Here is a 23,709-nt window from a genome sequence, read left to right as displayed (position 1 = left end):
GGGGTACAGGTTTTCCTGTACCCCACCCTCCACATCATACATTTACATTAGTTACTCAGCCAGGTAATCTTTTACCAGCTCAAGGATCTGATCACCACCCTGTACATGCCAGTCGGTGCAGAACTGATCCCACTCGTCAAGGCTCTTCGCACCAGTGATGAACTGAAGGATACTCTTGTCTTCCAGGTCAGAAATCTGGGTCCAGTAGGTATCCATTCCGTCGATGGTGTAGTACAGTTCAGAATAGATCTTGTGATCCGGCTCAAGTGTTGCGTATGGACGATCACCAATCAGCAGTGCATAGAATCTGTTGAACTGTCCGTTGTTGGTGTTGACATCCATATCGGTTACTGTCAGATCTCTGGATCCGTCATAGTCCTCAGAGATAACGTCTTTCAGAGTTGCGGCATCGTTTGCCAGGTTCTTGTACAGACCGTTGAATTTGCTTCCGCCCTGCTGATAATCATCTGCGCTTGCTTCGCCTTTGATGATTCCCATCAGTGCATCATACTCATACTCGCACTCATCGGTAGCTGCCATACAGTTACGCAGCGGATACCAGCCGATTGCTACAGAAGTATCGAAGGTAGACTCATCACGAACGAGTACGTTGTTCATGATAACAATGGCTTTCTTCACATCATCCGATGCGTTTTTGTTTACCATAGTATAAGTGGTTCCAACGTCTTTCATATGAATATTCCACTCACCGTCTTTGGTGTACAGCGGATATGCCTGCCAGTTTGCATTGTTATCGTTACGGAAGGAATCCGGGTTTCCGTATCCAAGGCTCCACCATGGTCCCATGAAGATACCGCAGGTTCCGTTCTTAACATTGTTTGCATTGTCGCCGTTGGTTGTGGTTCCAACCTCCGGGTTGATGAGGCCTTTTTCATACCAGTCATGTAAGGTGGTAAGGGCTTCTTTCATTTCATCTGTTGTAGTTCCCCAGTACAGTTCGCCGGAATCATCTTTCAGAAAATATCCCGGTGTTGCATTGAATGCCTGATATACAGCATCGAAACCGTATCCGTTGTTGGAGGAGTTCAGGAAGTTGGAGTAGGTTCTTCCGCCGTTATCAATACCTGCGATTGCATAATCCGGGCTGAGACCTGCGTCTTTAAATTTCTGAGCTACTTCGCCGAGTTCATCTACGGTCTTCGGAACTTCCAGTCCTAACTGATCCAGCCAGTCCTGACGGATAAAGTACAGGTAAACACCATCGGTATCTACCGATATGTTTGGCAGTGCACAGAAGGTTCCGTCTACGGTTGCATTGTTGATCGCACGTCCTTCGGTAGTCTCGATGATTTCTTTTACCTGTTTGGATGCGTACTGGTTGAACTCCGGCCAGAGGTCTGCAAGAAGATCTGCTCTTGCTGCCTGTACCAGGTAGTTACGGGTTGGTGCAACGACTGCATCCGGAAGGGAAGCAGATGCGATTGCCAGAGATACTTTCTGCTGGAAGTCAGATGCATTACCTGCAGTCCAGTCGCAGACAACTTTGATGTTGTAGTTATCCAGAAGGTATCTGGTGTACTGGTTGTTATCTACGGAATCGCCGTCCGGAAGTGTGGTATCCTTCGGGTCGATCTGATATCCATAATGTACTTCTACGACATGATCAAATTTTGCAAACGCACGATCGTCATTTTCACCCGGTACTGCATCGTCTGCTTCATCAGCTGCTGCAACCCAGTCACCAGAACCTGCTGCATCGCCGGAGCCGCTGTCCGATGAGGTATCCTTTGCTTCATCGCCGCCTGCCGTACTTGATGCTGTTGTGCCGCTGCTCTTGCTGTTTGTGTCAGAACTGTCTCCTCCAGTGCTGCCACATGCTACCAGGCTTACGATCATGGTGCTTGCCAGTAATGCAGAAATTACTTTCTTTTTCATTTGGTGTCCTCCTTGTGATTTACGTTCTTTTTGCTTGCTCCGTTGTTGCTTTTGTCCAGGCTTACGAAGAATCCATTGTTTTTAATCATACGTTTTGCCTAAAACTTTCACATTTTCGTCACACTTTTTATGCAATGATTATACCTCTCTTCCACCCGTTTTGACAAGCATTTTTTATGTGTTTTTCACAATTTATTTCGTTTTTTTAATTCATATTGTCGATTTTGTACACTATTTTAAAATTTATAGTCAATCTTGACTTTTTCTTTTTCGTTATTCTTTTATCTATTGACGGATTTTTTGTGCTTTTTCCGTCACTTTGTATATTCCTCGTATTTTCAGACATTTTACCTGCAGAGCCTTCTACCGGCAGTTCCCTCCGAATGCCGGGCAGCACAATAAAAAAGAACCTCTTATCTCTCCCCGGGAATACTTCTTTCCGGAAACATAAGAGGTTCTTTTTCTTTTTTTGTTCTTTATTCTGCTTTTTTCTTCTCTTTTGGAATAATGATATTCAGTACAATCGCCGCAACAGCTGCCGGAACAATACCGGAGCCGCCGAAAATCAGCTGGATATAATAAGGAAGCTCAGAAGTTGCTCCCGCTGTGGAACCAAGGCCGTAGCCAAGACCCAGTGCAACAGAAACGATCGTGATCTCACGGCTCGTAATCGGCTCTTTTGTGATGAGCTGGATACCGGAAACCAGAATTGACGCAAACATCATAACGGCTGCACCGCCGAGTACGGACTGCGGCATAATGGATACAAATGCTGCAATCTTCGGGCAGAGTCCGCAGAGGATCAGGAAAATGGCTCCGCAGGAAAGTGCCATACGGTTTACGATTTTTGTCATCGAAATAATGCCGACGTTCTGTGCAAAAGAAGTATTCGGGAGAACGCCGAGTGCTGCTGCAAAGCTGGATCCGAGACCGTCGCAGATGATACCGCCGGAAAGCTCAGAATCGGTTGCCTCGCGGTCCATACCGCTCTCTACGCAGGCGCAGATATCGCCGACCGTCTCAACGGTTGTTACGATGAACATGATCGCTACCGGGAGAATTGCCTCCACACGGAAGACTGGTTTTACCTCAGCCAGTTTTCCAAAGCCTGCAATACCAGGGAGTGCGAACCAGGACGCATCTTTTACCTGCTGGAAATTGACAACCCAGGAATATGTATAGGAAACAGTGCTTCCATCCTCAAGAACCGCCGTTCCGGTATGCGGCAGAACCATGGTCATAATAATAGCTACCACGTAGCCGACTAAAATACCGATCAGAATTGAAGCCGTGCTTAAGATTCCCTTCGGATTTGTAAAGTGCTTCAGTGCCAGCGTTACAATCAGAACGACCATGCCAAGGAACAGGTTCTGTATGGAACCGTAATCGTTCGTTCCGGAACCGCCGCAGAGATAATTGATTCCAACCGGAATCAGCGAAAGACCGATCGCCATAACGACACAGCCGGTAACAACCGACGGGAAAAATTTACGAAGCGGCTTTAAACAGACGCCAAGCACGCCCTCAAACAGACCGCCGACAATTGTCGCACCAAGGATAGCGCCGTACGTCAGCGCGCCCTGTCCCAGCACGGCTGTCACGCTCTTGAATACGCCGAGGAATCCAGAAGATGTACCCATAACAATCGGTACTTTACCGCCGATCGGTCCAATCGAAAACATCTGTACCAGTGTTACAATACCGGCTACTGTCATTGCATTCTGCAAAAGAGCCGTACGAAGTGCACCGTAGCCCGCATCCGCCGTCAGACCGCACGCTCCCATGATGATCAGAAGCGGGGTAAGGTTTCCTATGAACATCGCCATTACGTGCTGCAATCCAAGCGGAATCGCCTGCTTCAGCGGAATCCGTCCTTCAAAGGTGTACGGGGTTCCCATAGCTGAACTTTTTTCTTTTTTCATTGCTTTTCTCCTGCTTTTGTAGATTTGGGCTGCCTTGCCTTTCGGTATGGAATATGCCCTGCACAGCCGGAATTTTTCCGGCAAAGCGTCCTTGTTTTTTCTTATAGATACTTATAAGTTTTTCTTTTTAAACAAGTCTTCTTCATAAGCTGTGCTTTTATGTAAAAAGATTATCATGTTTCTTTTTTCCCGTCAACCCGCATCTTGTACAGAATTCCATAAAAAGGAGACACCGGTCTGTGTTCCTCATCTCACAGATCAATGTCTCCTTGTTTTCTTCCTTCAATTTAAGCGTTCTGGAAATCCTCAATCGCTTTTACGGTGCGGTTATATTCTTCCGTCACCTTCTGCATCAGATCATCCGTCTCGGTCTCCTGCAGCGGTCTTAACCGCTCGGTCAGCTCGGCGCTTGGCTCGTACAGATTTTTAAAACCAAGATTCTGGCACACGCCTTTTAATGTATGAGCTGCACGGAATGCAACCTCAATATTTCCGTCCGCCAGTGCCTGGCAAAGCTCCTGATAGCTCGGATCCTGAGGAAATTTTAAAATGATCCGCTGAATCAGAGACTCACTGCGAAGCCGCTGAACGGTTTCCTCGTAATCTGCTCCCATCTGCATGTAGCAATCTTTTAATGTCATCTTCTCTTCCTCTTCCCTGTATGCAAATTCATTACATATTAATGCAAACAAGTTCTTTATCAATACATAAATAATTATATTTCTCACGCAAGCTCTTGTCAACTTCTGCTTTTCATTATTTTTGCATTATTTTTGTTTACTATACGCTCTATTTCTGAACATAAAACATCTTTTTTCTTACGTTTTTCTTACGTTTTTATCTTACCTGTATATTGCATTCATGCATAATAATACAACTTACTCGCATATTCTGTCGTTTTATTCACACGGTACCGCGTGAAAGTCTATTTCTTCTGTCTAGTCTCGTTGCAAAATGTAATGTTTTTTGTACACTGTAATTTTCGTTATTTTTCTGTGTTTCTTCTATCTTTTATGCAAAAAGGGACCCTCGGTCTTAACCGGAGATCCCTTTGGATTTCTCAAAATCAGATTAGCAGATTCCCTGAGCTATCATAGCGTCAGCTACTTTCTCAAAGCCTGCGATGTTAGCGCCCATAACATAGTCGCCCTCATGGCCGTAACGTTTTGCAGCATCAACCATGTTGTGTGTGATGTTGATCATGATATTTTTCAGTTTTGCATCAACTTCATCGAAGGTCCAGGACAGACGCTCGGAGTTCTGGGACATCTCGAGTGCGGATGTTGCAACACCACCTGCATTTGCAGCTTTTCCAGGTGCGAAAATTACGCCGTGCTCCTGCAGATATTTGGTTGCTTCCAGAGTAGTAGGCATGTTAGCGCCCTCGCATACTGCAGTGCATCCGTTCTCAACAAGTGCTTTTGCATCCTCAAGCAGCAGCTCGTTCTGAGTTGCGCAAGGAAGAGCAAGGTCTGCTTTTACAACCCATACGCCGCGTCCTTCGTGGTACTCAGAGTTTGGACGATATTTCTTGTACTCGGTCAGACGGGCACGATTTACTTCTTTGATCTCTTTTAATGCAGCTACATCGATTCCGTCTGGATCGTAAACCCATCCGTTGGAGTCAGAGCAGGTGAGAACTTTCACACCAAGCTGAGTAGCTTTCTCGATTGCATAGATTGCAACGTTTCCGGAACCGGATACACAAGCGGTCTTGCCTGCGATGTCGATGCCGTTCAGTTTCAGCAGCTCCTGGGTCAGGTACAGCAGTCCGTATCCGGTAGCCTCTGTTCTTGCTAAAGATCCGCCGTAGCTTAAACCTTTACCAGTCAGAACGCCTTCGTATACGCCGCGGATTCTCTTGTACTGTCCGAACATGAAGCCGATCTCTCTTGCGCCTGTTCCGATGTCACCAGCCGGTACGTCGGTGTCTGCGCCGATATATTTGCAAAGCTCTGTCATAAAGCTCTGGCAGAATGCCATGATCTCTCTGTCAGATTTTCCTTTCGGATCGAAGTCAGAACCACCTTTACCTCCGCCGATCGGAAGGCTGGTCAGTGAGTTTTTGAATACCTGCTCGAATCCCAGGAATTTGATAATACCAATATTTACAGAAGGATGCAGACGGATTCCTCCTTTGTAAGGTCCGATTGCACTGTTAAACTGTACACGATATCCGGTGTTTACATGAGCCTGTCCTTTATCGTCTACCCACGGCACACGGAATTTGATCTGACGCTCTGGCTCTACCATTCTCTCCAGAAGAGCAACTTTTCTGTATTTTTCCTCGTTTGCTTCAATAACAGGGCGAAGAGATTCCAGAACCTCTTTGACTGCCTGATGGAATTCCGGCTCAGCTGGGTTTTTTGCAACTACGGACTCAATAACCTCATCTACGTATGACATGTTAGTTTCCTCCTTGAAATTTCTCCCTTAATGTAGTGCAGAAAGATTTCTTTAAAAGATCCATCTGCGGTTCTCATCAGCCTTAAAGCGTGGAGAAAATCATTTCCGCACTCTCTCGCGTCTCCGGTGGATTCTCCCGTCCTCCGGATCACTTAATTTTATAAGGTCAACGATTGGTTGATATTATAGCATAAAATATCCGGTTTTTGCAATATTTCACGCAAAAAATTCCTAATAAATCATGATTTTGTAGCGTTTTCTAATATTTACCCAGTATTTTTGTCGATTTTGTATATTTTTACCGAAAGTACTATAAAATTTCGCGTGCTGATTCTTTAGAAAATAAAGATTAGCTGCGGTTTTTTGTTTTTATATTAGGTGTTTTCGATTTTTTCTTCACGCTCCAGCCAAAGGTTCCCTGCTTTTTCCCGATTCCAAAGTACTCTCCGTGGGAATACACAATCGGTTTCGCGCGGTTCAGATCGAAGCGGCCGCGCTCATCCATGTATGCCTCATCCGCATGGACAGCCACAACTTTTGCAAGAAACATGTGATGCGAGCCCAGTTCGAGCACCTGCTCCACTTTACACTCGATATTAACCGGCGACTCCCCGATCATCGGTGCGGAAATCTCCTCCGCCTCGACTTTCGTCAGTTTCATCTCTTTGAACTTATCCACATCTCTTCCCGAGCGCACGCCGCAGTAGTCGGTCGCATAGCAGAGGTCCTCCGTCGTCAGGTTGATGACGAACGCACCGCTCTCTTTGATCATCTGATAGCTGTAGCGTTCCGGCCGCACCGAGATCGATACCATCGGAGGATTCGTACACACCGTGCCGGCCCAGGCAACGGTGATGATGTTGTCCTCCCCGTTCTTTCCGCGCACCGACACCATGACCGCCGGCAGCGGATACAGCATATTTCCCGCTTTCCATGTCTGTTTTCCCATTCTTATTTCTTTCCTTTCCTCTTTTTCACCCTTTTATGACCGAAAAAAGCGTGCCCCGGATCTGTTTTCAGGCCCGGAACCACGCTTTTTTATTTTTTCTGTTTTTACTGATTCTGCAGCGCCATCATAAATGCCGGAATCAGCTGTTTCTTTCTCGATACAACACCCTTCAGCTCGCAGCTGACCTCGTTGACCGGAAGATCTTCAAAAGCTTTTTCGATGACTTCCTTTGCCCCGCTTCCATAATACAGAAGCTCTGTAGATTCTTCTATAATATTGGTCAGCATAAAGAATACCATCTCGATGCCGTGTTTTCCGCACTCGCTTTCCATCTGCGGCAGAAGCTGTTCCTTGATGGATTCCAGCTCGCCCGCATCGAGGGATGTAATCTGGCCGACACCAAACGTAACATCGCCCATGATGAATTTTTTGAAATCCTGGTAGAAAATTTCTTCCGGTGATTTATCTTTCAGGTTGCTTCCTGCACGGAACATTTCGGATGCAAACTCCGGAATGCTGATGCCTGCAATGTCCGCCAGTGCCTCTGCTGCCGCTTTGTCAAGAAACGTACACGTCGGCGACCGGAACATCAGCGTATCGGAAATGATGGCTGCGCAGAGCAGTCCTGCGATGTTCGGCGCGATCTCCAGCTCTTTTTCCTTATAAATTTCATACATAATCGTTCCCGTGCAGCCCACCGGCTCATTGCGGAACATAACCGGCGCCATCGTCTCAAGTGATCCCAGACGATGATGGTCGATGATCTCGAGAATCTCCGCCTCTTTGACGTTATCGACCGCCTGTGATTCCTCATTGTGATCGACGAGAATCAGTTTCTTTCCTGCATTTCCGATCAGGTTCCGACGGGAAATCGTTCCCACATATTTTCCTTTCTTGTTCAGAATCGGGAAATCGCGGTGTCTCTGATTTTTCATAACTTCTTTGATATCATCGAGGAAATCTTCGGTGTTGAACGTGATCAGATTGCTTCTGCGCATCAGATATTTGACCGGAATACTCTGGTTAATCAGACGCGCAATCGTATACGTGTCATGCGGACTGCTGATGATCACACAGCATTTTTCCTCTGCAAATTTCTGAATCGTTTTCGTCACCTTTGCGCCAAGTCCGACGATAATGCAGCTTGCATCCATCTCGATTGCACAGAGCTGGTCCTCCGCACGGTTTCCGAGAATGACAAGGTCATCTTTTTCGATGTAGTTCTCCATCGTATCCGGATGGAATGCGCCGACAACGACTTTTCCGCGGATAAAATATCCATGCTCATTTCCGACAATGACAGATCCGTCCAGCGTATCCGCGATACTGCGGTATTGCGTCCTTGCCAGTGACATGACATGGCTGTCATAAGAATCCATATAGGATTCCGCGATATCACTGACCGTGATCACGCCCTGCAGATCATTGTCCGGCGAAGTAATCGGCAGTGTGACTACATTGTTGTTTTTCATCATGGAATACGCTTTTTTCACGGAAATCGTACCCGGCACGCTCGGCACCTCGTGAATCTCAATTTCCTTTACCTGCGTTCCCGCATTCGGCAGGTAGCCCGGCGCACGCACCCCAAAGCGCTTCAGTACATACTCGGTCTCCTCATTGATCTGACCGGCACGGCGTGCCACGTAGGTTTTTGTTTTATCCGTTCTGTTTTTGATATCCGCATAGGCAATCGCCGAACAGATCGAATCCGTATCCGGATTTTTATGTCCAATTACATAAACTCTTGAATTTGATTTCATAATAGTACTCCTCCCTTCTGTATGTTTGTGGTATACAGTAAGTTCGTCCCGGTAGTTTTACTTCTTTTTTTGTAACGACTACAGTTACTGCTCACTTCGTGACCAGTAACCGCCGCCCTGCACATGCAAATTCGCTCCGCGAAGTTCCGGGCGGCCACCTGAATCACTTTCTCCTGCAGCCGCGCAGCAAGTGCGCGTCTCAGTAATTTTGGTAACGACTACACACATATTACCATCCTTTTTTCATCTGGTCAAAGAAAATCTTTTATGTTAAGATAAACGCAGATAGAAAAACGTGCAAAATTGAACCCGATTTTTTCATAAATCCACAATTTTCCTCTCGTTTTCCTGTTATTCTTACGAAAAAGGGGTGTTTCATTATGTCAGAAGAAAAATTAACCATGGATGACTTCTCCGCAGAGCTGGAAGCTTCTTTCAAAAAAATTGAGGAAGGCGACATGCTCACCGGAACCGTCATCTCCGTAGATGAAAAAGAGGTGATTCTCGATCTGAAATACTACGCAGAGGGCGTCATCCGCGCCGAGGACTTCAGCAACGAGCCTGGCTTCTCCTTAAAAGACGCTGTTCAGGTCGGTGACGAAATCACCGCAACCGTGATCCGCAAAGACGACGGCCACGGCAACATTCTTCTCTCCCGCGCAGAGGCAAACGATATCCTCGCATGGGAAAAACTCGCACAGTACAAAGAAGAGAAAACCGTACTGGATGTAAAAGTCAAAGGAATCGTAAACGCCGGTGTTATCGCTTACGTCGAAGGAATCCGCGGCTTCATCCCGGCTTCCAAACTCTCCCTGAACTACGTGGAAGATCTGAATGAATACTTAAACAAAGACATTCAGGTACAGGTTTTTGACCTCGACAAAGAAAAAGACCGCCTGATCCTCTCCGCCCGCGAGCTTCTCCGTGAAAAAGCAGATGAGGACCGCAAAGAGAAAATTTCCAACGTAGAAGTCGGCCTTGTTACCGAAGGAACCGTGGAAAGCCTGCAGCCATACGGCGCATTTATCAACCTCGGAAACGGCCTCTCCGGTCTCGTCCACATCTCCCAGATCTGCGCCAAACGAATCAAACATCCATCCGCAGTCCTGGCAGTCGGCGATAAAGTCAAAGTAAAAGTCATCGCCATCAAAGATGGCAAACTCAGTCTCTCCATGAAGGCACTCGACGACGTTGCCGCCGAAGAAATTCAGGAAGAAACCATCGAACTCCCGGAGACAGAGGAAGTGACAACGACACTGGGATCGCTGTTTAAAAATATTAAGCTGAACTAAAGTTGCATCAAAAAACAGACTTTCCATTCTCACGCATTCCTGCGTGTATCTGGAAAGTCTGCTTTCTATTATAAGAATTCTATTAGCCCTTTACAGCTCCAATCACAATACCTTTCACAAAGTATTTCTGGAAGAATGGATACACAACCAGAATTGGAAGTGCTCCCATAACTGCAACGGCCATTTTGATACCAGTTGCCGGAAGTGTAATGCTTTGTGTCAATGCTCCTCCTGAAGCACCGCTCATTAGATACTGCACATCCAGAAGCATCTTATTCAGCAGAACCTGAATACTGTACAGTTTATCGTTGTTGATATAGTACAGACCATTCAACCAGTCATTCCAGTATCCGAGGCCGACCAGAAGTGCCAGTGTAGCAATAATCGGCGTAGACATCGGAAGAACAATTTTTGCCAGAATTCTCCACTCACCTGCTCCGTCAATTCTTGCAGCCTCGATGACCGCATCAGGAATGTTGGTGGTGAAATACGTTCTCATCATGATGACATAGAAAGCTCCCATCAGAAGATTTGGAACAATCAGTGCCCAGATGGTATTTTTAATATGAAAGATTCCAGTCCACATCATATAGGACGGTACCAAGCCACCGTTGAACAACATCGTAAAGAAAATCACAAAGGAGAAAAATGCTTTTCCCGGAAGCTCTTTTCTTGACAGTGGATAGGCAAACAATGTTGTCAGAGTCAGGTTTGCCACGGTTCCGACTACCGTTACCAGTGCGGAAATGATATAACCTCTTACAATACTGCCTGAATCTACCAGCAGTGTTTTGTATGCATCAAAACTGATTTCACGCGGCCAGAAAGAATATCCATATTTTAATAGAATGTTCTCTTTGGTGATTGATGACATAATCAGCAGAATAAACGGGACGATACACATAACGGACAGTAAGATCATAATCACATTAGCTGCAATCTGAAAGCTTTTATTTCTTTCAACCATTTTTCATACTCTCCCTTCGCTTAGAATAATGCACTGTTTTCGTCCAGTCTTCGAACAATCAGGTTTGCAATCAGTACCAGTGCAAATCCTACCAGTGATTGATAAAGACCTGCGGCAGATGCCATACCAATGTTATTCAGCTCCATCAATCCACGATATACGTAAGTATCGATGGTGTTAGTCACATCGATCAACGGTCCGCTGTTCATTGGTACCTGATAGAACAGTCCGAAATCTGAATAGAAAATACGTCCTACACTCATCAGCGTCAAGGTGATAATGGTTGTTTTCAATCCCGGTAGTGTGATATGTACAATTCTCTGCCAGCGGTTTGCACCGTCGATAGATGCAGACTCGTAAAGACTGGCATCCAATCCTACTACCGTTGCATAATAGATAATGCAGTTATATCCCAGGTTTTTCCATATATTGACAAAAATCAAAATGAATGGCCAATATTTCGCATTGGAATACCATCCAATTGCCTCTTTTCCCATCGGTTTCAGAATACTGTTGTTAATAAATCCCGCATCTGTACTCAGGAATCCATATACCAAATAGCTGACAACGACGATAGAAATCAGAAACGGTACCAGAATTAGGGTCTGGTATACTTTCTTTCCCATCGTGGAACGGATCTCATTCAGCAGAATTGCTACTGCAATTGCAAGGACTGTTCCAAGCACGATAAAAATAATGTTATATCCCAGTGTATTTCTTGTAATTGTCCAAGCATCTTTTGTCTTAAACAAAAACTCAAAGTTTTTAAGACCTGTAAACGGGCTTTTGAAGATTCCCAGACTGTAATTATATTTCTTGAATGCAATGATAATTCCAGCCATAGGCATATAGTTATTGATAAATAAGTATACAAGCCCCGGAAGCAGCATCAGATACATGGGAATAAATCTGCGAATTTTACCCCAATTTCTTTTCATCTTCCCAGCCTCCATTATTTGTTGGCTTCCAGCCAATCATCTAACTGTCTCTGCTTCTCAGCGATGATGGTATCTGCTCCTGCTGCTTTCAACTCATCCAGGAATTTCGGAATGGTAGTTTCTGGATCCAGGGAACCGCACTCCAGTGCAGGACCATATTTGGCAGTTACGTTTGCGCATGCAGTTACTTCGTTCTGTACATCTGTGTTGTCCCATGCAAAACCTTTGGCCGGAGAAACAACCGCATTGTTGTTGAACTCCTGGGTCTGATCCCAGATGTCCGGATCATTTCCTTCCCATACATAGGAAATTGCCTCATTCGGCCAAGCCCATGGAAGACTGGTATAACCTGTGTTACTTGCTGTTACACCGTCTGGGTAGTTGATGACACCGTTGTCTTTGTCTGTAAACTCATAATGAGTTCCTTCCAGACCATTGATAAGAATATTTGCCAAATCCGGGTTTGTGTAGATTTCGTTTAATACCTGTACAGCTCTTTCCGGTTTATCACTGTTATGCGGAACATACCATACAATGTCAACACGTGTTGTGGTAGTATATGGTTCTACCAGATCCAAAACAACGATTTCTTTTCCGGACTCTTTTTCGATCTCCTGCTCGATACCTGGTTTTGTATTTGTAAAACGTCCAAAACCTTTACCAGAACCAATCAGACTATTTGCCATTTCAGTAGAAGTGGAAGCATCCGGCATGATCAGACCTTTCTGCGCCCAGTCATAGCGAAGTTTCATTTCGTTCATATATTTATCTGTTGCGTAGTAATTAATAACTTCTGTGCTGTCAGAAGATACACTTTCTAAAGATCCGATGTCTCCACCAAGGTCATCTGAATTTGCCATAAGGCTCATGGAACCCACATGAGAAACAATGGGATATACATCTGGATACATTTCTTTTACTTTTTCAAGGAGCGGCTCCAACTCCTCTTCTGTTTTAATAGAACTATAGTCAATTCCGGTTGCATCTGCCATCTCTTTATTCATAGCAAATCCCCATCCCGTTGCTTTCTCTTTATTGGACGGAACACCATAAATATTGCCGTTAAAGGTTACACATTTCCAGTCGGATTCGCTGATCTCAGATTTCATATCGCTGCCATAGCTGTCCAGATAATCCGTAATTGGAAGGATCTGTCCGCTGCTGATTGCAGATGTTACATTTCCACAATACTCATACATCAGATCCAATTTTTCAGAAGATGCCAATGTCAGGTTTACCTGCTGATCATAGCTTCCAAAACCAACTCTTGTTACTTCAATTTTTGTATTGAATTTTTCCTCTGTGATTTTGCTTGCTGCTTCAGAAATTTTTGCGCAGTCATCTGTACTTGCATCACCAGGTGCCAGAATTTTTACTGTATAGCTGTCATTATTGCTACTTTCTGCGCTCTTAGAAGATGAACCCTGTGCAGAGCTTGCATCGCTTCCGCAACCTGCCAGCATACTTCCCGCCATAACAGAAACAAGTAAAAATGTCATTGCTTTTTTCTTATTCATTACATTTCTCTCCTTTGTTCTTTTCTTTGTTTTACGAATAGCTATATCCTATCAAAGAAGTATCTCTTTCTCTATAAAATCTGTGACTTTCTCTTTATATATTGTGACATACCACTGTAACTTTCGTTATTTTAACGAATCTGTATACTTATTTCTTGAAAACACACGACATCTATATTAGAATAAATGGCATGTTCCAACAATTGGAACGCTCACACGATTTTTCTTATATTGTTATATTCTTGGAGGCTCTTATGTTATCTCGTAAAAATTTTTACATCTCATCAAAAATTTTTTTCACCCTTATAAGCCTTATCATGCTTATTCCGCTTACATTTCTGACGATATTTTTTGATTTCTACTCGCTTCGCCTGCTGAACCGCGAAATCGCTTCTGCAAACCGAAATGCTCTGTTTCTCTATCAGGAACAGTTAGAAGCAGATCTTTCCCAGATAGAAACCTCAATGGCACAGGACTGGGCTCAGAACTGGAATTATCAGAAACTAAAATATAAACTTGATCCGCTCGATGTTCATTTAAATACACTCTCCATTGTGAATAAAGCACGGGAACAGCTTGCTCTGACAGAATGTCTCGGTGCTGTCTATATTTATTCTGCTCCCAATGATGTCTGCCGCTGTGCCTATCAGGACTGCTATTCCTATGAAGAATTAATAACAATGCAGAATTATGTAAAATCCCTTGATTTTGAATCAACTTCCAAATCCTGGTTTTACGATAAAGTCGGTGATAAATACTTTTTGGTTCGCCTTCTCGGTTTTTCCAATGCCTACAGTGTTTCTCTAGTAGATTTTGACCTGGTCATGGCTCCATCTCGCCTCGCCACACAAACGCATAAAACTAGTTCACTCGTCTATCTTTCCAATGACGGAACCGTATTAAATCCTTCTAAAACCATTACAGAAAATAAACTGACCTTTTCGCCTGAAGACAATAACCACGTCAAAAAAGGACAAAAAGAAAACTTTTTTGTTGTACAGGATCGCTTAAAATATGCTGATATTACCATGCTTTACCTTTCCTCTTACCAGGGAAGCCAGTTTTATTTAAATGCGACACAGATGTTTGCCATCATTGCCTCTGTGCTGGCACTGCTTTTGATTCCGTTCATGTGTTTTTTGGCCATCAAAATTTACTTTTCTCCATTAAGAGATGCAATCACTACCATGGAGAATATTCGAAACGGTAAATTGAACTCAAAACTGCAGGAAACACAGTTTATCCGTGAATTTTCCGTCTTTAATTCCACTTTTAACCGAATGATGGATGAAATTCACCATCTGAAAATCCGCACTTATGAAAATAAGCTGACCATTCAAAAATCTCAGCTGCAATATTTTCAAATTCAGTTGAAGCCTCATTTTTATCTGAACTGCCTGAAAACTCTTTACGGTATGATTCAACAGAATAAAGGAAACGATGCACAGCAAATGATTTTATATGTTTCCCAGTATATCCGCTATACCTTCCGCGACAACAGCAGTCTTGTGCCACTGCAGACGGAACTGAATCAGGTACAGAATTATTATAAACTTCAGAAGCTAAACACAAGAGATTCTTCTGAGCTGACCATTTCTGCCGATCCCGCTGTTTCAAAGTTTCCGGTTCCCATGCTCTGCATTCAGACATTCGTCGAAAATTCTTTTAAGCATGGGCGAATCTCCAGCCAGCCGCTCAATGTACACATTTCCGTACAGCTGACAGAGACTGAAGAAGGAAATTATTTAAATATCAGTATTCAGGATAACGGAACCGGATTTCCGGACGAATTTCTGCAGTCCTTTCTGCAACATACAGAAGATGCAGTAACCGGACAGCACATCGGTATACACAATCTCCGTCAACGACTTACCTTACTTTACGGTGACCAGGCCGGACTGATCTGTATGAACAATTCCTCCGGCGCCATGACAGAAATTATCCTGCCCATCCAGGAAGAACCAAATACCAGTTCAGAAACTAAAAGTAGCTTACTCTCAAACGAAAATTTGTTTTCATTATCCTAGAAAGAGGAGGAATCCCGAATGAATGTATTGATTATTGATGACCAACCCGATGTTGTCGCCGGTATTCATTCCGGCATCAACTGGGATGCGCTTTCCATCCGACAGGTTTTCTGTGCTAACGACATTATCCGTGCGCGTGAAATTCTTTCAAACAATTCCGTGGATATCATGCTCTGCAATATCGAAATGCCGCTCGGCAGCGGTCTTGAACTTTATGAATGGGTTGCGGAGCATTTTCCAGAAATCAAATGTATTTTTCTCACCTCACATGAAGATTTTTCCTATGCACAAAAAGCACTGCAACTCGGCGGATTCGATTATCTGATTCAGCCCGCTCCCTACAGTGCAATTGAGGTTTCCATTCAGAAAGCAGTCCTGCAAATTCAAAAGGAAAGAAAGGAAAAATTTTACAGTGAATATGGAAACTATTTCAGCAAACGCGAAATGGATCTTCTTGATGTGCTTTTAAATGAATTTTTGCAGAAACAGCCTGCAGAACCGCAGAATATCCTGAGTTTTCTGGACACGATCTCCATAAAACTCGATCCCGACTGTTCCTGTGTTCTGACTTTGATTGATATTCTCGAACAGGACACGCCACATCCAGTTCGTGACCTTTCTCTCCTCCGCTCTATCCTGCAGAATGTCGTTTTCGAGCTGTTTGAGCCGTTCACTAAAAAACTGCTTTTCTGCCATGTCCACGAACAGGTTTTTGCCCTTATTTTATACGAAACCGATAATTTCACAAAAGATCAGGTGCAAATTTATTTGCATACTTTTGTGGAAGCCGCTTCACAGTATCTCCACTTTAAAATAGCATGCTACTGTGCTCATTCTGCAAATTTTCTTCTGCTACCAGATAAAATACAGCAACTTTTGGAACAGCGCAGTGAAAATGCGGCAAACTATAGTGGTATTTTTTATCAGAAATCCAGCATTTCCCAGGTTCCCTACACCCCTCCGGATTTTGTCCACTGGAATTTCATGCTCTCCTCTGGTTATTACGATGCCGTCCGTGCAGACATGCATGATTATCTGCTCCGCCAAAAAGAATCCGGTCATGTAAACCAGAAAATGCTCAGTCTCTTTTTACAGGATTTTCTTCAGATCTTCTATCAGATTCTGAACCATCACCACATCGGTGCACACGGTGTTTTTGAAAAAGAATACGATATTCACGCTCTGAACAACTCCTGTCATTCCATAGAAGAGATGCATAAACTGCTTGATTTTTCCGTTGATTATCTAAAAAGCCTTCAAATTAGCGCAGAACCAGGTGTTTCACAGATCGACCAGGTGATAAATTTTATTCAGAAAAATATTCACCAGAATGTTACCCGCACCGAAATCGCACATCAGGTATACATGAACCCGGAATACCTCTCCCGGCTTTTCAAAAAGGTAAAAGGAATTTCACTTTCTGACTATATCGTGCAGGAAAAACTGAAAATTGCGATTTCCCTGCTTGAGGGAACCAATCTCCCGGTCAGTGTAATTGCAACGAATATCGGCTACACGAATTTTTCTTATTTTACACAGGTATTCAAAAAAGTCTACGGAATTTCTCCGAGTGAATACCGTCAAAAGAAAAAATAATGCAAAAATAGTACTGCGGAGCGTAAAGTTTTCCCAAATAAATGTTAATACCCGGGTATAACGAAAATACGTTCCGCAGTATTTTATTTTTGCATTACTGTTTTATCTTCAAACAAGTTTTTATACCGGCATCGCCGCCACAAAATAATACATCACAATAAAATGACAGAAGCTGCCACCCATCACAAACAGATGGAAAATTTCATGTGTTCCGAACTTTTTATGCTTCGCATTAAACATCGGCATTTTTAAGGAGTAAATCCCCCCGCCGACCGTATAAATGATGCCGCCCGCCAGCAACCATCCAAATGCCGGCCGTGAAAGAGCCAGAAACAGCGGATGAAATGCCAGTACACACAGCCATCCCATTGCGATATACAACACTGAGGAAAACCACTTCGGACAATTGATCCAGAATGCCTTGACGAGAATCCCGCCAATCGCTGCCGCCCACACCAGTGCACAGAGTGCAATTCCCGTCCGTCCATGCAGTGCAATCAGGCAGATCGGTGTGTAGCTTCCCGCAATCAGCACTGAAATCATCATATGATCAAACTTTTTCAGTCGACGGTTCACCTTCCCGTTTACATCAAACGTGTGATACACGGTGCTCGCCAGATACAGCAAAATCATACTCAGCATAAACACTGTCATTGCAACCACATGCAGATGATCCGGCTCCCGCGCCGCCTTCAAAAGTAATGGCAGCGTTCCCACCACCGCCAGGATCAGCGCAATCCCATGTGTAATCGCACTGCCAGGATCCTTGATTCCATTTTTTCTGATATACTTCATCCTGCTCATTCCTTTCCTGTCAGAAACACTGTGTATTTCAATTACTACTTTATGTAGTTTTCATTACTACTTGTCATCGTTTCTTTTATTATAGCAGGATAAAATTATTTTTCAAGTCAAAATATCTATTTTCTTTTGAAAATGTTTGACCTGCTTTGACACAAAAAAACAGACTGCTCGCTTACGCATACCGTTGTGCCTGTTTGAGCCGTCTGTTTTTGTATTTTTATTGCTTCTTCGCTTGAATCAGCTTCCATTTTTCTACCCGCGAAAGCTGCTTAATTTCCCATTCTCTCCGCATAGCCTCCTGTTTTGTTAAAAAGGTTTCAAAATACACCAGTTTTACCGGTTTGCGGCTCTTTGTATATTTCGCTCCTTTTCCAGCATTGTGTGCCTTTACTCTGCGTTCCAAATTATTGGTCCAGCCTGTATAAAAAGATCCATCGCTGCATTCCAGAATATATGTAAAATTCCCCTGTTCCATTTCAAATTCCGTTCCTTCTGTTCATCTGTATTCTATGTAACTTTAACACTCGGTTCTTTTAGGCGCAATCAAAAAAATAAGAAAGAGTCCTGCTTCGCAGGAAAATTCAACGAAGTTTCCTGTAAGCAAAAAACCGTCCGGATTTCTCCGAACGGTTTTCTCATTTTTATTTTTACTGCATTGCCAGCTCATCTACCGCCAGTTTCAATGCGCCCATGATACCCTGATTGTCGTTCAGGCTTGGAAGTACAATGTAGCTGTCGAGATCCTCAAGTTCTTTTGTTACAAGATATCCGTTCAGCTGTTTCTTTACTTCTTCTCTTACGAGCGGCATCATATGCTCCTGATGCATAACGCCTCCGCCCAAAACGATTCTCTGCGGGGAGAGCAGCATGATGCAGTCTACAAGTGCCTGTCCGATATAGTAAGCCTCAAGCTCCCATACCTCTTTTTTGTCTGCCAGCTCAATACCTTTTTTGCCCCAGCGTGCTTCAATGGCAGGACCTGCAGCAAGGCCTTCCAGGCAGTTGCTGTGATACGGGCATTTTCCGCCGTAAGTATCTTTCGGATGTCTGGTCAGCAGAACGTGTCCGCCTTCCGGATGAAGCATGCCGTGCAACAGCTTGCCATTGGAAATAATTCCCATTCCAACGCCCGTTCCGATGGTGATGTAAATGCTGTTGTCCAGACCTTTTGTGATTCCCCAGGTAGCCTCACCCAGTGCAGAACCGTTTACATCGGTATCAAATCCAACCGGGATGTCCAGTGCATCTGCGAAAGCGCCTACGATGTTGTAGTTCTTCCATGCTAATTTGGGAGTTGTGGTAATGTAACCATATGTTTCGGATTTTCTGTTCAGGTCGATCGGTCCAAAGCAACCGATTCCCAGTGCCTGAATGTCCTTCTCTTTGAAATACTCAATCATTTTCGGAACGGTAATTTCCGGTGTCTCGGTCGGGATAGAAATTCTCTCATAAATTTCTCCATTTGCGTTTCCAATTGCGCAGACCATCTTTGTTCCGCCTGCTTCTAATGCTCCAAGTCTCATTGTGTTTTTCTCCTCTCTTATGCTTCTGGATTTGAGCAGATTACAGAAAGTTTTCCTTCAAATCTGCATCCATTAAAATTAGCCGGTATAATAAAGTGAGTACCTTTCTTAACCGGAATACCGTTTACAGTACCCTCTCCGGCGATTACACTTACATTAGTATAATATTTTTTCGCATCTAAGGTGAATACACCGTCGATGTCGTATTTATCTACAGAGTAGAACTTGCATGTTACAAAATGGGTATGTACCGCGCCCGGGATTTCCTCTGTAAAGGTATCGATATCTGCCGGTTTAAACGGAGCCTCGATAACATCGATACTCTGCTCTACATGAAGCTGTCTCGGTTTGCCGTTCTGCAATCTGTCATAATCGTATACACGATAGGTGATATCGCTGCTCTGCTGTGTCTCCAGAATCAGTGTGCCGCCTTTGATGGCATGTACGCATCCCGGATTGATCTGGAAGAAATCTCCCTTATGTACCGGCACTTTGCGGATGAAATCGCTCCACTCATGATTGCGGATCATTTTCTCCACTTCTGCCTTGTCTTTTGCATTGTGTCCGATAACAATTTCTGTACCCGGTTCGCAGTCCAGCACGTACCAGCACTCGGTCTTTCCAAGAGATCCATTCTCATGCTCTCCTGCATAAGCATCATCTGGATGAACCTGGATGCTCAGATCATTTTTTGCATCAATGATCTTGATCAGCAGCGGAACCTGGCTTCCCGGGTAATTTCCGAAAATTTCCGGCTCCTCTTTCCAGAGCTCACCTAATGTTTTTCCATCAAATCTTCCGCCTGCCACATGGCTCATTCCGTTGGCATGTCCGCTGATCGCCCAGCACTCGCCGGTTGTATCGCTCGGAATTTCGTAATCAAATACGTCTCTTAACTTTGTTCCACCCCAGATTGCTTCTTTGAACACCGGGTCCATAAATAAAAGCTCCATATTTTTCTAATCCTCCTTGTTTTCAGGATCTGTCCACTACATCTATTTTAACCGATAACATTCAAAAACGAAACCCCTAAAATGACAAACTTTCACATTTTCTGTAACCGGTTACTTTCCTTTTATTCCGCCTTTTTTCTATATCAAAACAATCCTGTTTGTTATATGTAAAGCTGACTGTTTTCAGCCAGCCTTTTTTATAAAAAGCAATCGAAAAACGGTATTTTACCATCCGCGGTCTGCGCCGCCTTTTTTGTATTCAAAACCTGTAAAAAAGATTCGATTGCGAATCCTACACTTTATAATACTTTCCCGCATCCCATTTCGTGCAGGTCCTCTTTTTTATTCCGAAATTGCCGGGAGATATACCATAGGATCAATGGCTTTTCCGTCTTTTTTCATCTCAAAGAAAAGATTGCTTCCCTCTTTTACATAATATTTCGTCGGTGCTGCAACTGCTCCGATCCGTGCTGCTTTCTGAACTTTCTGGCCTGCCTCGAGGGAAACGTCTGTGAGCTGTCCGTAGATGGCTTCGTATCCATTTCCAAGATTCATGGTGACGGTGAGGCCGGTTCTTGCATCATTTTCCACACTCACAACTTCTCCGTCCGCTGCCGCCAGAACCGGAGTTCCTTCTGCCGCCGAGAAAACAACGCCTGGATTGCACTGGTAAAGATCCAGTGTCGGGAAATAAACGGTATTTTCCATGTTATACGGAATCAGAACTGTTCCAGTAACCGGCAGTTCCATGATTGTCGCTTCGCTGAACATCAGATCCTGTGCAGCCCCTGCTGTCTCAACTGCCGTTTCCTGATTTTCTGCAGAATCCACAGTTCCGGATGCTGCACTCGTTTCTTCATTCGCCGCTGTTTCTCCTGATCCTGTTTCTCCGTTCTGATCCGCCGCTGTTCCGTTTACCGCCTGCGCGTCCTGTCTTTCTGTATTCCCATCTGATTCTTCCGGTGTATTCTGAGCCGTCTCTGCATCTGCTTCTGGATTTCCCACCGCCTCTTCTTCACACGCCGCTTCCATTTCCGGCGCCTGTTCCAGACTGTTTTCCACATCATCTGCCTGATCCTGTACGGCACGCGTTCCGTCTGCATCTCCCGTCGTCTCCTCCGTCTGCTGTTCTGTAGTTCCGGTGCTTTCGTCCTCTGTAAGCTGTGCCGTCTCTCCCTGTTTCGCCTGATCTGCCTTACCGTTTCTCGCATCCTGCTGCCAGGTCAGCACTCCGCCTGCAATCATCATTGCCAGTGCCGCTGTGATCACGCCGATTCTCAACTTGTCTCTTTTCATGTTCTTACCACCTCTGCTGATATCTTTTTAAGCATTTCAGAGGCGTTTTTCGATTTCTCGCTCTCCTCCTGCTTTTCTACAGTAAGCAGTATTTCCCATCCGGCGCGATCTATACACAAAAACCGGATTTTTCCTTTCCGTTATCCACAATTTTTCCCCTGCGCTTCTTTCTTTTGTGGAAAACATAATTCTTTTCTGCGCATTCCGTGCAAAACATCCCTAATGTTATCCACACCTTATTTTCTCGACTTGCTTCACGCAAAAAAAAGAGCCGGAACCGGGAATTTTCTCCCGTTTCCAGCTCTCACTTTCACCTGTATTTACTGTAATCTTCCATACACCGTACTCGCATCCGCGATGCTGTCCACCGCAGATCCCGAATCCGTCATGGCCTCTGCCGTAACAAGTATGTACTCTTCGCCTCCATATTCTGCAAAGCTGACCAGGCACTGACCCGCCTCATCGGTAAATCCGGTCTTTCCGCCTTCAATGACTGCCCCGTTCTCCAGTGTCGTACTCATCTCATAGCTGGTAAACCGGTGGAGCATCGTATCATACAGCGTAATTCCCTCCGGGTGTGATGCGGTAGCCTCCGTTGTGTAAACCTCCCTCGTCACGATCTCGCGAAACGTATCACTCTTCAGACACTCACTCATCAGCACCGCAATATCACGGCAGGTAGAATAATGGTTGTCGTTATGCAGTCCCGTGCAGTTCTCAAAATGCGTATTGGTAAGTCCCAGTTCTTCTGCTTTCTGGTTCATCATGGCCACAAAACCTTCTTCCGATCCGCCGACTGCTCTCGCCAATGTCTCACAGGCATCTGCGCCGGATGGCAGCAGCACACCATAGAGAAGATCACGAACCGTTGGCTGTTCGTACGGATTAAATCCCGCTACCGACGCATCCTGTGCCGTCAGTTCCTCGAAGATGTCCTCCGGAACCGTAATCGTCTCGTTCAGATCCGGAAGATTTTCAATGGTAAGCAGCGCTGTCATAATCTTTGTCATCGACGCCGGATAAATTCTCTCATCTCCGCCCAGATTCATCATCTCAGCCAGATCGCTTTCCCGCACCAGCAGGGCATGCTGACTGTTCAGACCATCTGACGAAATCTGCTGTACCGGCTCAGGCGTCGGTGTAATCTCCTCCTCCGGGCTGGAATCCGATATCGGCTCTGAACTGTCCCCAGCAAGAGAGGATGACGAAACCGAAGAGGATGCACTTGCGTTTCCATCCGTCTGTTTTTTCTCGTTCTTCTGCATCTGATATCCAAGCACGCCAATCAATCCGATAATGATAACAAGCAGAACACTTAAAATCACTTTCTGCTGAAACTGGCGTCTTCGTCTTTTGTTTTTCTTTTTTTGTGCCATAAACAGATTCCTCCGTTCTTTTTTATTCTTTCAAAGCATAGTACATTTCCTGCTCTTTTGCAAGATTTTCGCCGTAACCTTAAGATAAACATAATCAAAATTGGTCCGGTGGACCAATTTTGGATATGCAGAACAAAAAAAAGAACCCTCGAAAGGGTTCCACATAGTGAAGCATCGGGGATTCGAACCCCGGACAACTTGATTAAAAGTCAAGTGCTCTACCGACTGAGCTAATGCTCCGTAAAATATGCCTAGTTCCGGAATCGAACCAGAGACACGAGGATTTTCAGTCCTCTGCTCTACCAACTGAGCTAACTAGGCATAAAATTGCGGGAGTAGGATTTGAACCTACGACCTTCGGGTTATGAGCCCGACGAGCTTCCAGACTGCTCCATCCCGCGATATCCTATTTTTGTACTTGATTTCTCAAGTAAAGCCGATGATCGGACTCGAACCGATAACCTGCTGATTACAAATCAGCTGCTCT

18 protein-coding genes and 3 tRNA genes are annotated in these 23,709 nt (G+C 44.6%); 3 read left to right on the top strand and 18 right to left on the bottom strand.

What is annotated here, in order from left to right:
- Window positions 1–51: 51 nt before the first annotated feature.
- The 6 genes from DWX00_RS10740 to DWX00_RS10710 form a co-directional block, all read right to left on the bottom strand.
- Window positions 52–1,896 (bottom strand): extracellular solute-binding protein, encoded by a 1,845-nt coding sequence (locus DWX00_RS10740; protein ID WP_118595205.1) that lies wholly within the window; start codon window positions 1,894–1,896, stop codon window positions 52–54.
- Between the two features lie 476 nt (window positions 1,897–2,372).
- A complete protein-coding gene (locus tag DWX00_RS10730) occupies window positions 2,373–3,818 on the bottom strand; it encodes a uracil-xanthine permease family protein (RefSeq protein WP_117510677.1) in 1,446 nt (481 codons plus the stop codon).
- A 287-nt stretch (window positions 3,819–4,105) separates the two neighbouring features.
- A complete protein-coding gene (locus tag DWX00_RS10725) occupies window positions 4,106–4,459 on the bottom strand; it encodes an Hpt domain-containing protein (protein ID WP_055220310.1) in 354 nt (117 codons plus the stop codon).
- A 430-nt stretch (window positions 4,460–4,889) separates the two neighbouring features.
- Entirely contained in the window at window positions 4,890–6,224 is a 1,335-nt protein-coding gene (gene gdhA / locus DWX00_RS10720) for an NADP-specific glutamate dehydrogenase (protein ID WP_118595204.1), read from the bottom strand.
- Between the two features lie 349 nt (window positions 6,225–6,573).
- Entirely contained in the window at window positions 6,574–7,173 is a 600-nt protein-coding gene (locus DWX00_RS10715; RefSeq protein ID WP_117510675.1) for a flavin reductase family protein, read from the bottom strand.
- A gap of 104 nt (window positions 7,174–7,277) precedes the next feature.
- The gene (locus DWX00_RS10710; protein WP_117510673.1) at window positions 7,278–8,933 is read right to left on the bottom strand and encodes a putative manganese-dependent inorganic diphosphatase; all 1,656 of its coding nucleotides are present in this window, start codon (window positions 8,931–8,933) and stop codon (window positions 7,278–7,280) included.
- A 380-nt stretch (window positions 8,934–9,313) separates the two neighbouring features.
- Between DWX00_RS10710 and DWX00_RS10705 the strand changes: the two genes are divergently transcribed.
- Window positions 9,314–10,225, top strand: coding sequence for a 30S ribosomal protein S1 (locus DWX00_RS10705; RefSeq protein ID WP_117804507.1), 912 nt, complete (start codon window positions 9,314–9,316; stop codon window positions 10,223–10,225).
- An 82-nt stretch (window positions 10,226–10,307) separates the two neighbouring features.
- On the opposite strand, the gene DWX00_RS10700 is transcribed toward DWX00_RS10705, so the two are convergent.
- The 3 genes from DWX00_RS10700 to DWX00_RS10690 are packed head-to-tail and all read right to left on the bottom strand — an operon-like array spanning window position 10,308 to window position 13,647.
- Window positions 10,308–11,192: a carbohydrate ABC transporter permease gene (locus tag DWX00_RS10700; protein ID WP_117801780.1), complete on the bottom strand. Its 885-nt coding sequence runs from the start codon at window positions 11,190–11,192 to the stop codon at window positions 10,308–10,310.
- 20 nt (window positions 11,193–11,212) lie between these two features.
- Entirely contained in the window at window positions 11,213–12,130 is a 918-nt protein-coding gene (locus DWX00_RS10695) for an ABC transporter permease (RefSeq protein ID WP_117801895.1), read from the bottom strand.
- 14 nt (window positions 12,131–12,144) lie between these two features.
- Window positions 12,145–13,647 carry an ABC transporter substrate-binding protein gene (locus DWX00_RS10690; protein ID WP_118595203.1) on the bottom strand — a complete coding sequence of 501 codons (1,503 nt, stop codon included), beginning with the start codon at window positions 13,645–13,647 and terminating at the stop codon, window positions 12,145–12,147.
- A gap of 254 nt (window positions 13,648–13,901) precedes the next feature.
- On the opposite strand from DWX00_RS10690, the gene DWX00_RS10685 reads away from it, so the two are divergent.
- Window positions 13,902–15,674 carry a sensor histidine kinase gene (locus DWX00_RS10685; protein ID WP_158578801.1) on the top strand — a complete coding sequence of 591 codons (1,773 nt, stop codon included), beginning with the start codon at window positions 13,902–13,904 and terminating at the stop codon, window positions 15,672–15,674.
- Between the two features lie 18 nt (window positions 15,675–15,692).
- On the top strand, window positions 15,693–17,270 hold the full coding sequence (locus tag DWX00_RS10680; RefSeq protein WP_118595201.1) for an AraC family transcriptional regulator: 1,578 nt from the start codon (window positions 15,693–15,695) through the stop codon (window positions 17,268–17,270).
- A gap of 120 nt (window positions 17,271–17,390) precedes the next feature.
- Here the strand turns inward: DWX00_RS10680 and trhA are convergent, their stop codons facing one another.
- The 9 genes from trhA to DWX00_RS10635 all read right to left on the bottom strand — a co-directional run bounded on the left by trhA (window position 17,391) and on the right by DWX00_RS10635 (window position 23,623).
- Window positions 17,391–18,065, bottom strand: a complete 675-nt coding sequence (gene trhA / locus DWX00_RS10675; protein ID WP_118595200.1) for a PAQR family membrane homeostasis protein TrhA — start codon at window positions 18,063–18,065, stop codon at window positions 17,391–17,393.
- Window positions 18,066–18,291: 226 nt separating this feature from the next.
- Window positions 18,292–18,549: a GIY-YIG nuclease family protein gene (locus DWX00_RS10670; protein WP_055220299.1), complete on the bottom strand. Its 258-nt coding sequence runs from the start codon at window positions 18,547–18,549 to the stop codon at window positions 18,292–18,294.
- A 172-nt stretch (window positions 18,550–18,721) separates the two neighbouring features.
- Complete coding sequence (locus DWX00_RS10665; RefSeq protein ID WP_022461220.1) at window positions 18,722–19,597, bottom strand: ROK family protein; 876 nt, start codon at window positions 19,595–19,597, stop codon at window positions 18,722–18,724.
- Window positions 19,598–19,614: 17 nt separating this feature from the next.
- A complete protein-coding gene (gene manA / locus DWX00_RS10660) occupies window positions 19,615–20,550 on the bottom strand; it encodes a mannose-6-phosphate isomerase, class I (RefSeq protein WP_118595199.1) in 936 nt (311 codons plus the stop codon).
- A gap of 342 nt (window positions 20,551–20,892) precedes the next feature.
- Window positions 20,893–21,846, bottom strand: coding sequence for a M23 family metallopeptidase (locus DWX00_RS10655; RefSeq protein WP_118595198.1), 954 nt, complete (start codon window positions 21,844–21,846; stop codon window positions 20,893–20,895).
- A gap of 320 nt (window positions 21,847–22,166) precedes the next feature.
- Window positions 22,167–23,222, bottom strand: a complete 1,056-nt coding sequence (locus DWX00_RS10650) for a D-alanyl-D-alanine carboxypeptidase family protein (RefSeq protein WP_118595197.1) — start codon at window positions 23,220–23,222, stop codon at window positions 22,167–22,169.
- Window positions 23,223–23,389: 167 nt separating this feature from the next.
- A tRNA-Lys gene (locus tag DWX00_RS10645) sits at window positions 23,390–23,462 on the bottom strand.
- An 8-nt stretch (window positions 23,463–23,470) separates the two neighbouring features.
- Window positions 23,471–23,543, bottom strand: a tRNA-Phe gene (locus tag DWX00_RS10640).
- 6 nt (window positions 23,544–23,549) lie between these two features.
- Window positions 23,550–23,623 (bottom strand) — tRNA-Met (locus DWX00_RS10635).
- Between the last annotated feature and the right edge of the window lie 86 nt (window positions 23,624–23,709).

It is taken from the genome of Blautia sp. AF17-9LB (genome assembly GCF_003479185.1).
Classification (GTDB): Bacteria; Bacillota; Clostridia; order Lachnospirales; family Lachnospiraceae; genus Fusicatenibacter; species Fusicatenibacter saccharivorans.
The sequence above is the reverse complement of the archived record's forward strand: the minus strand, read 5'-3'. Positions and strand labels throughout refer to the sequence as shown.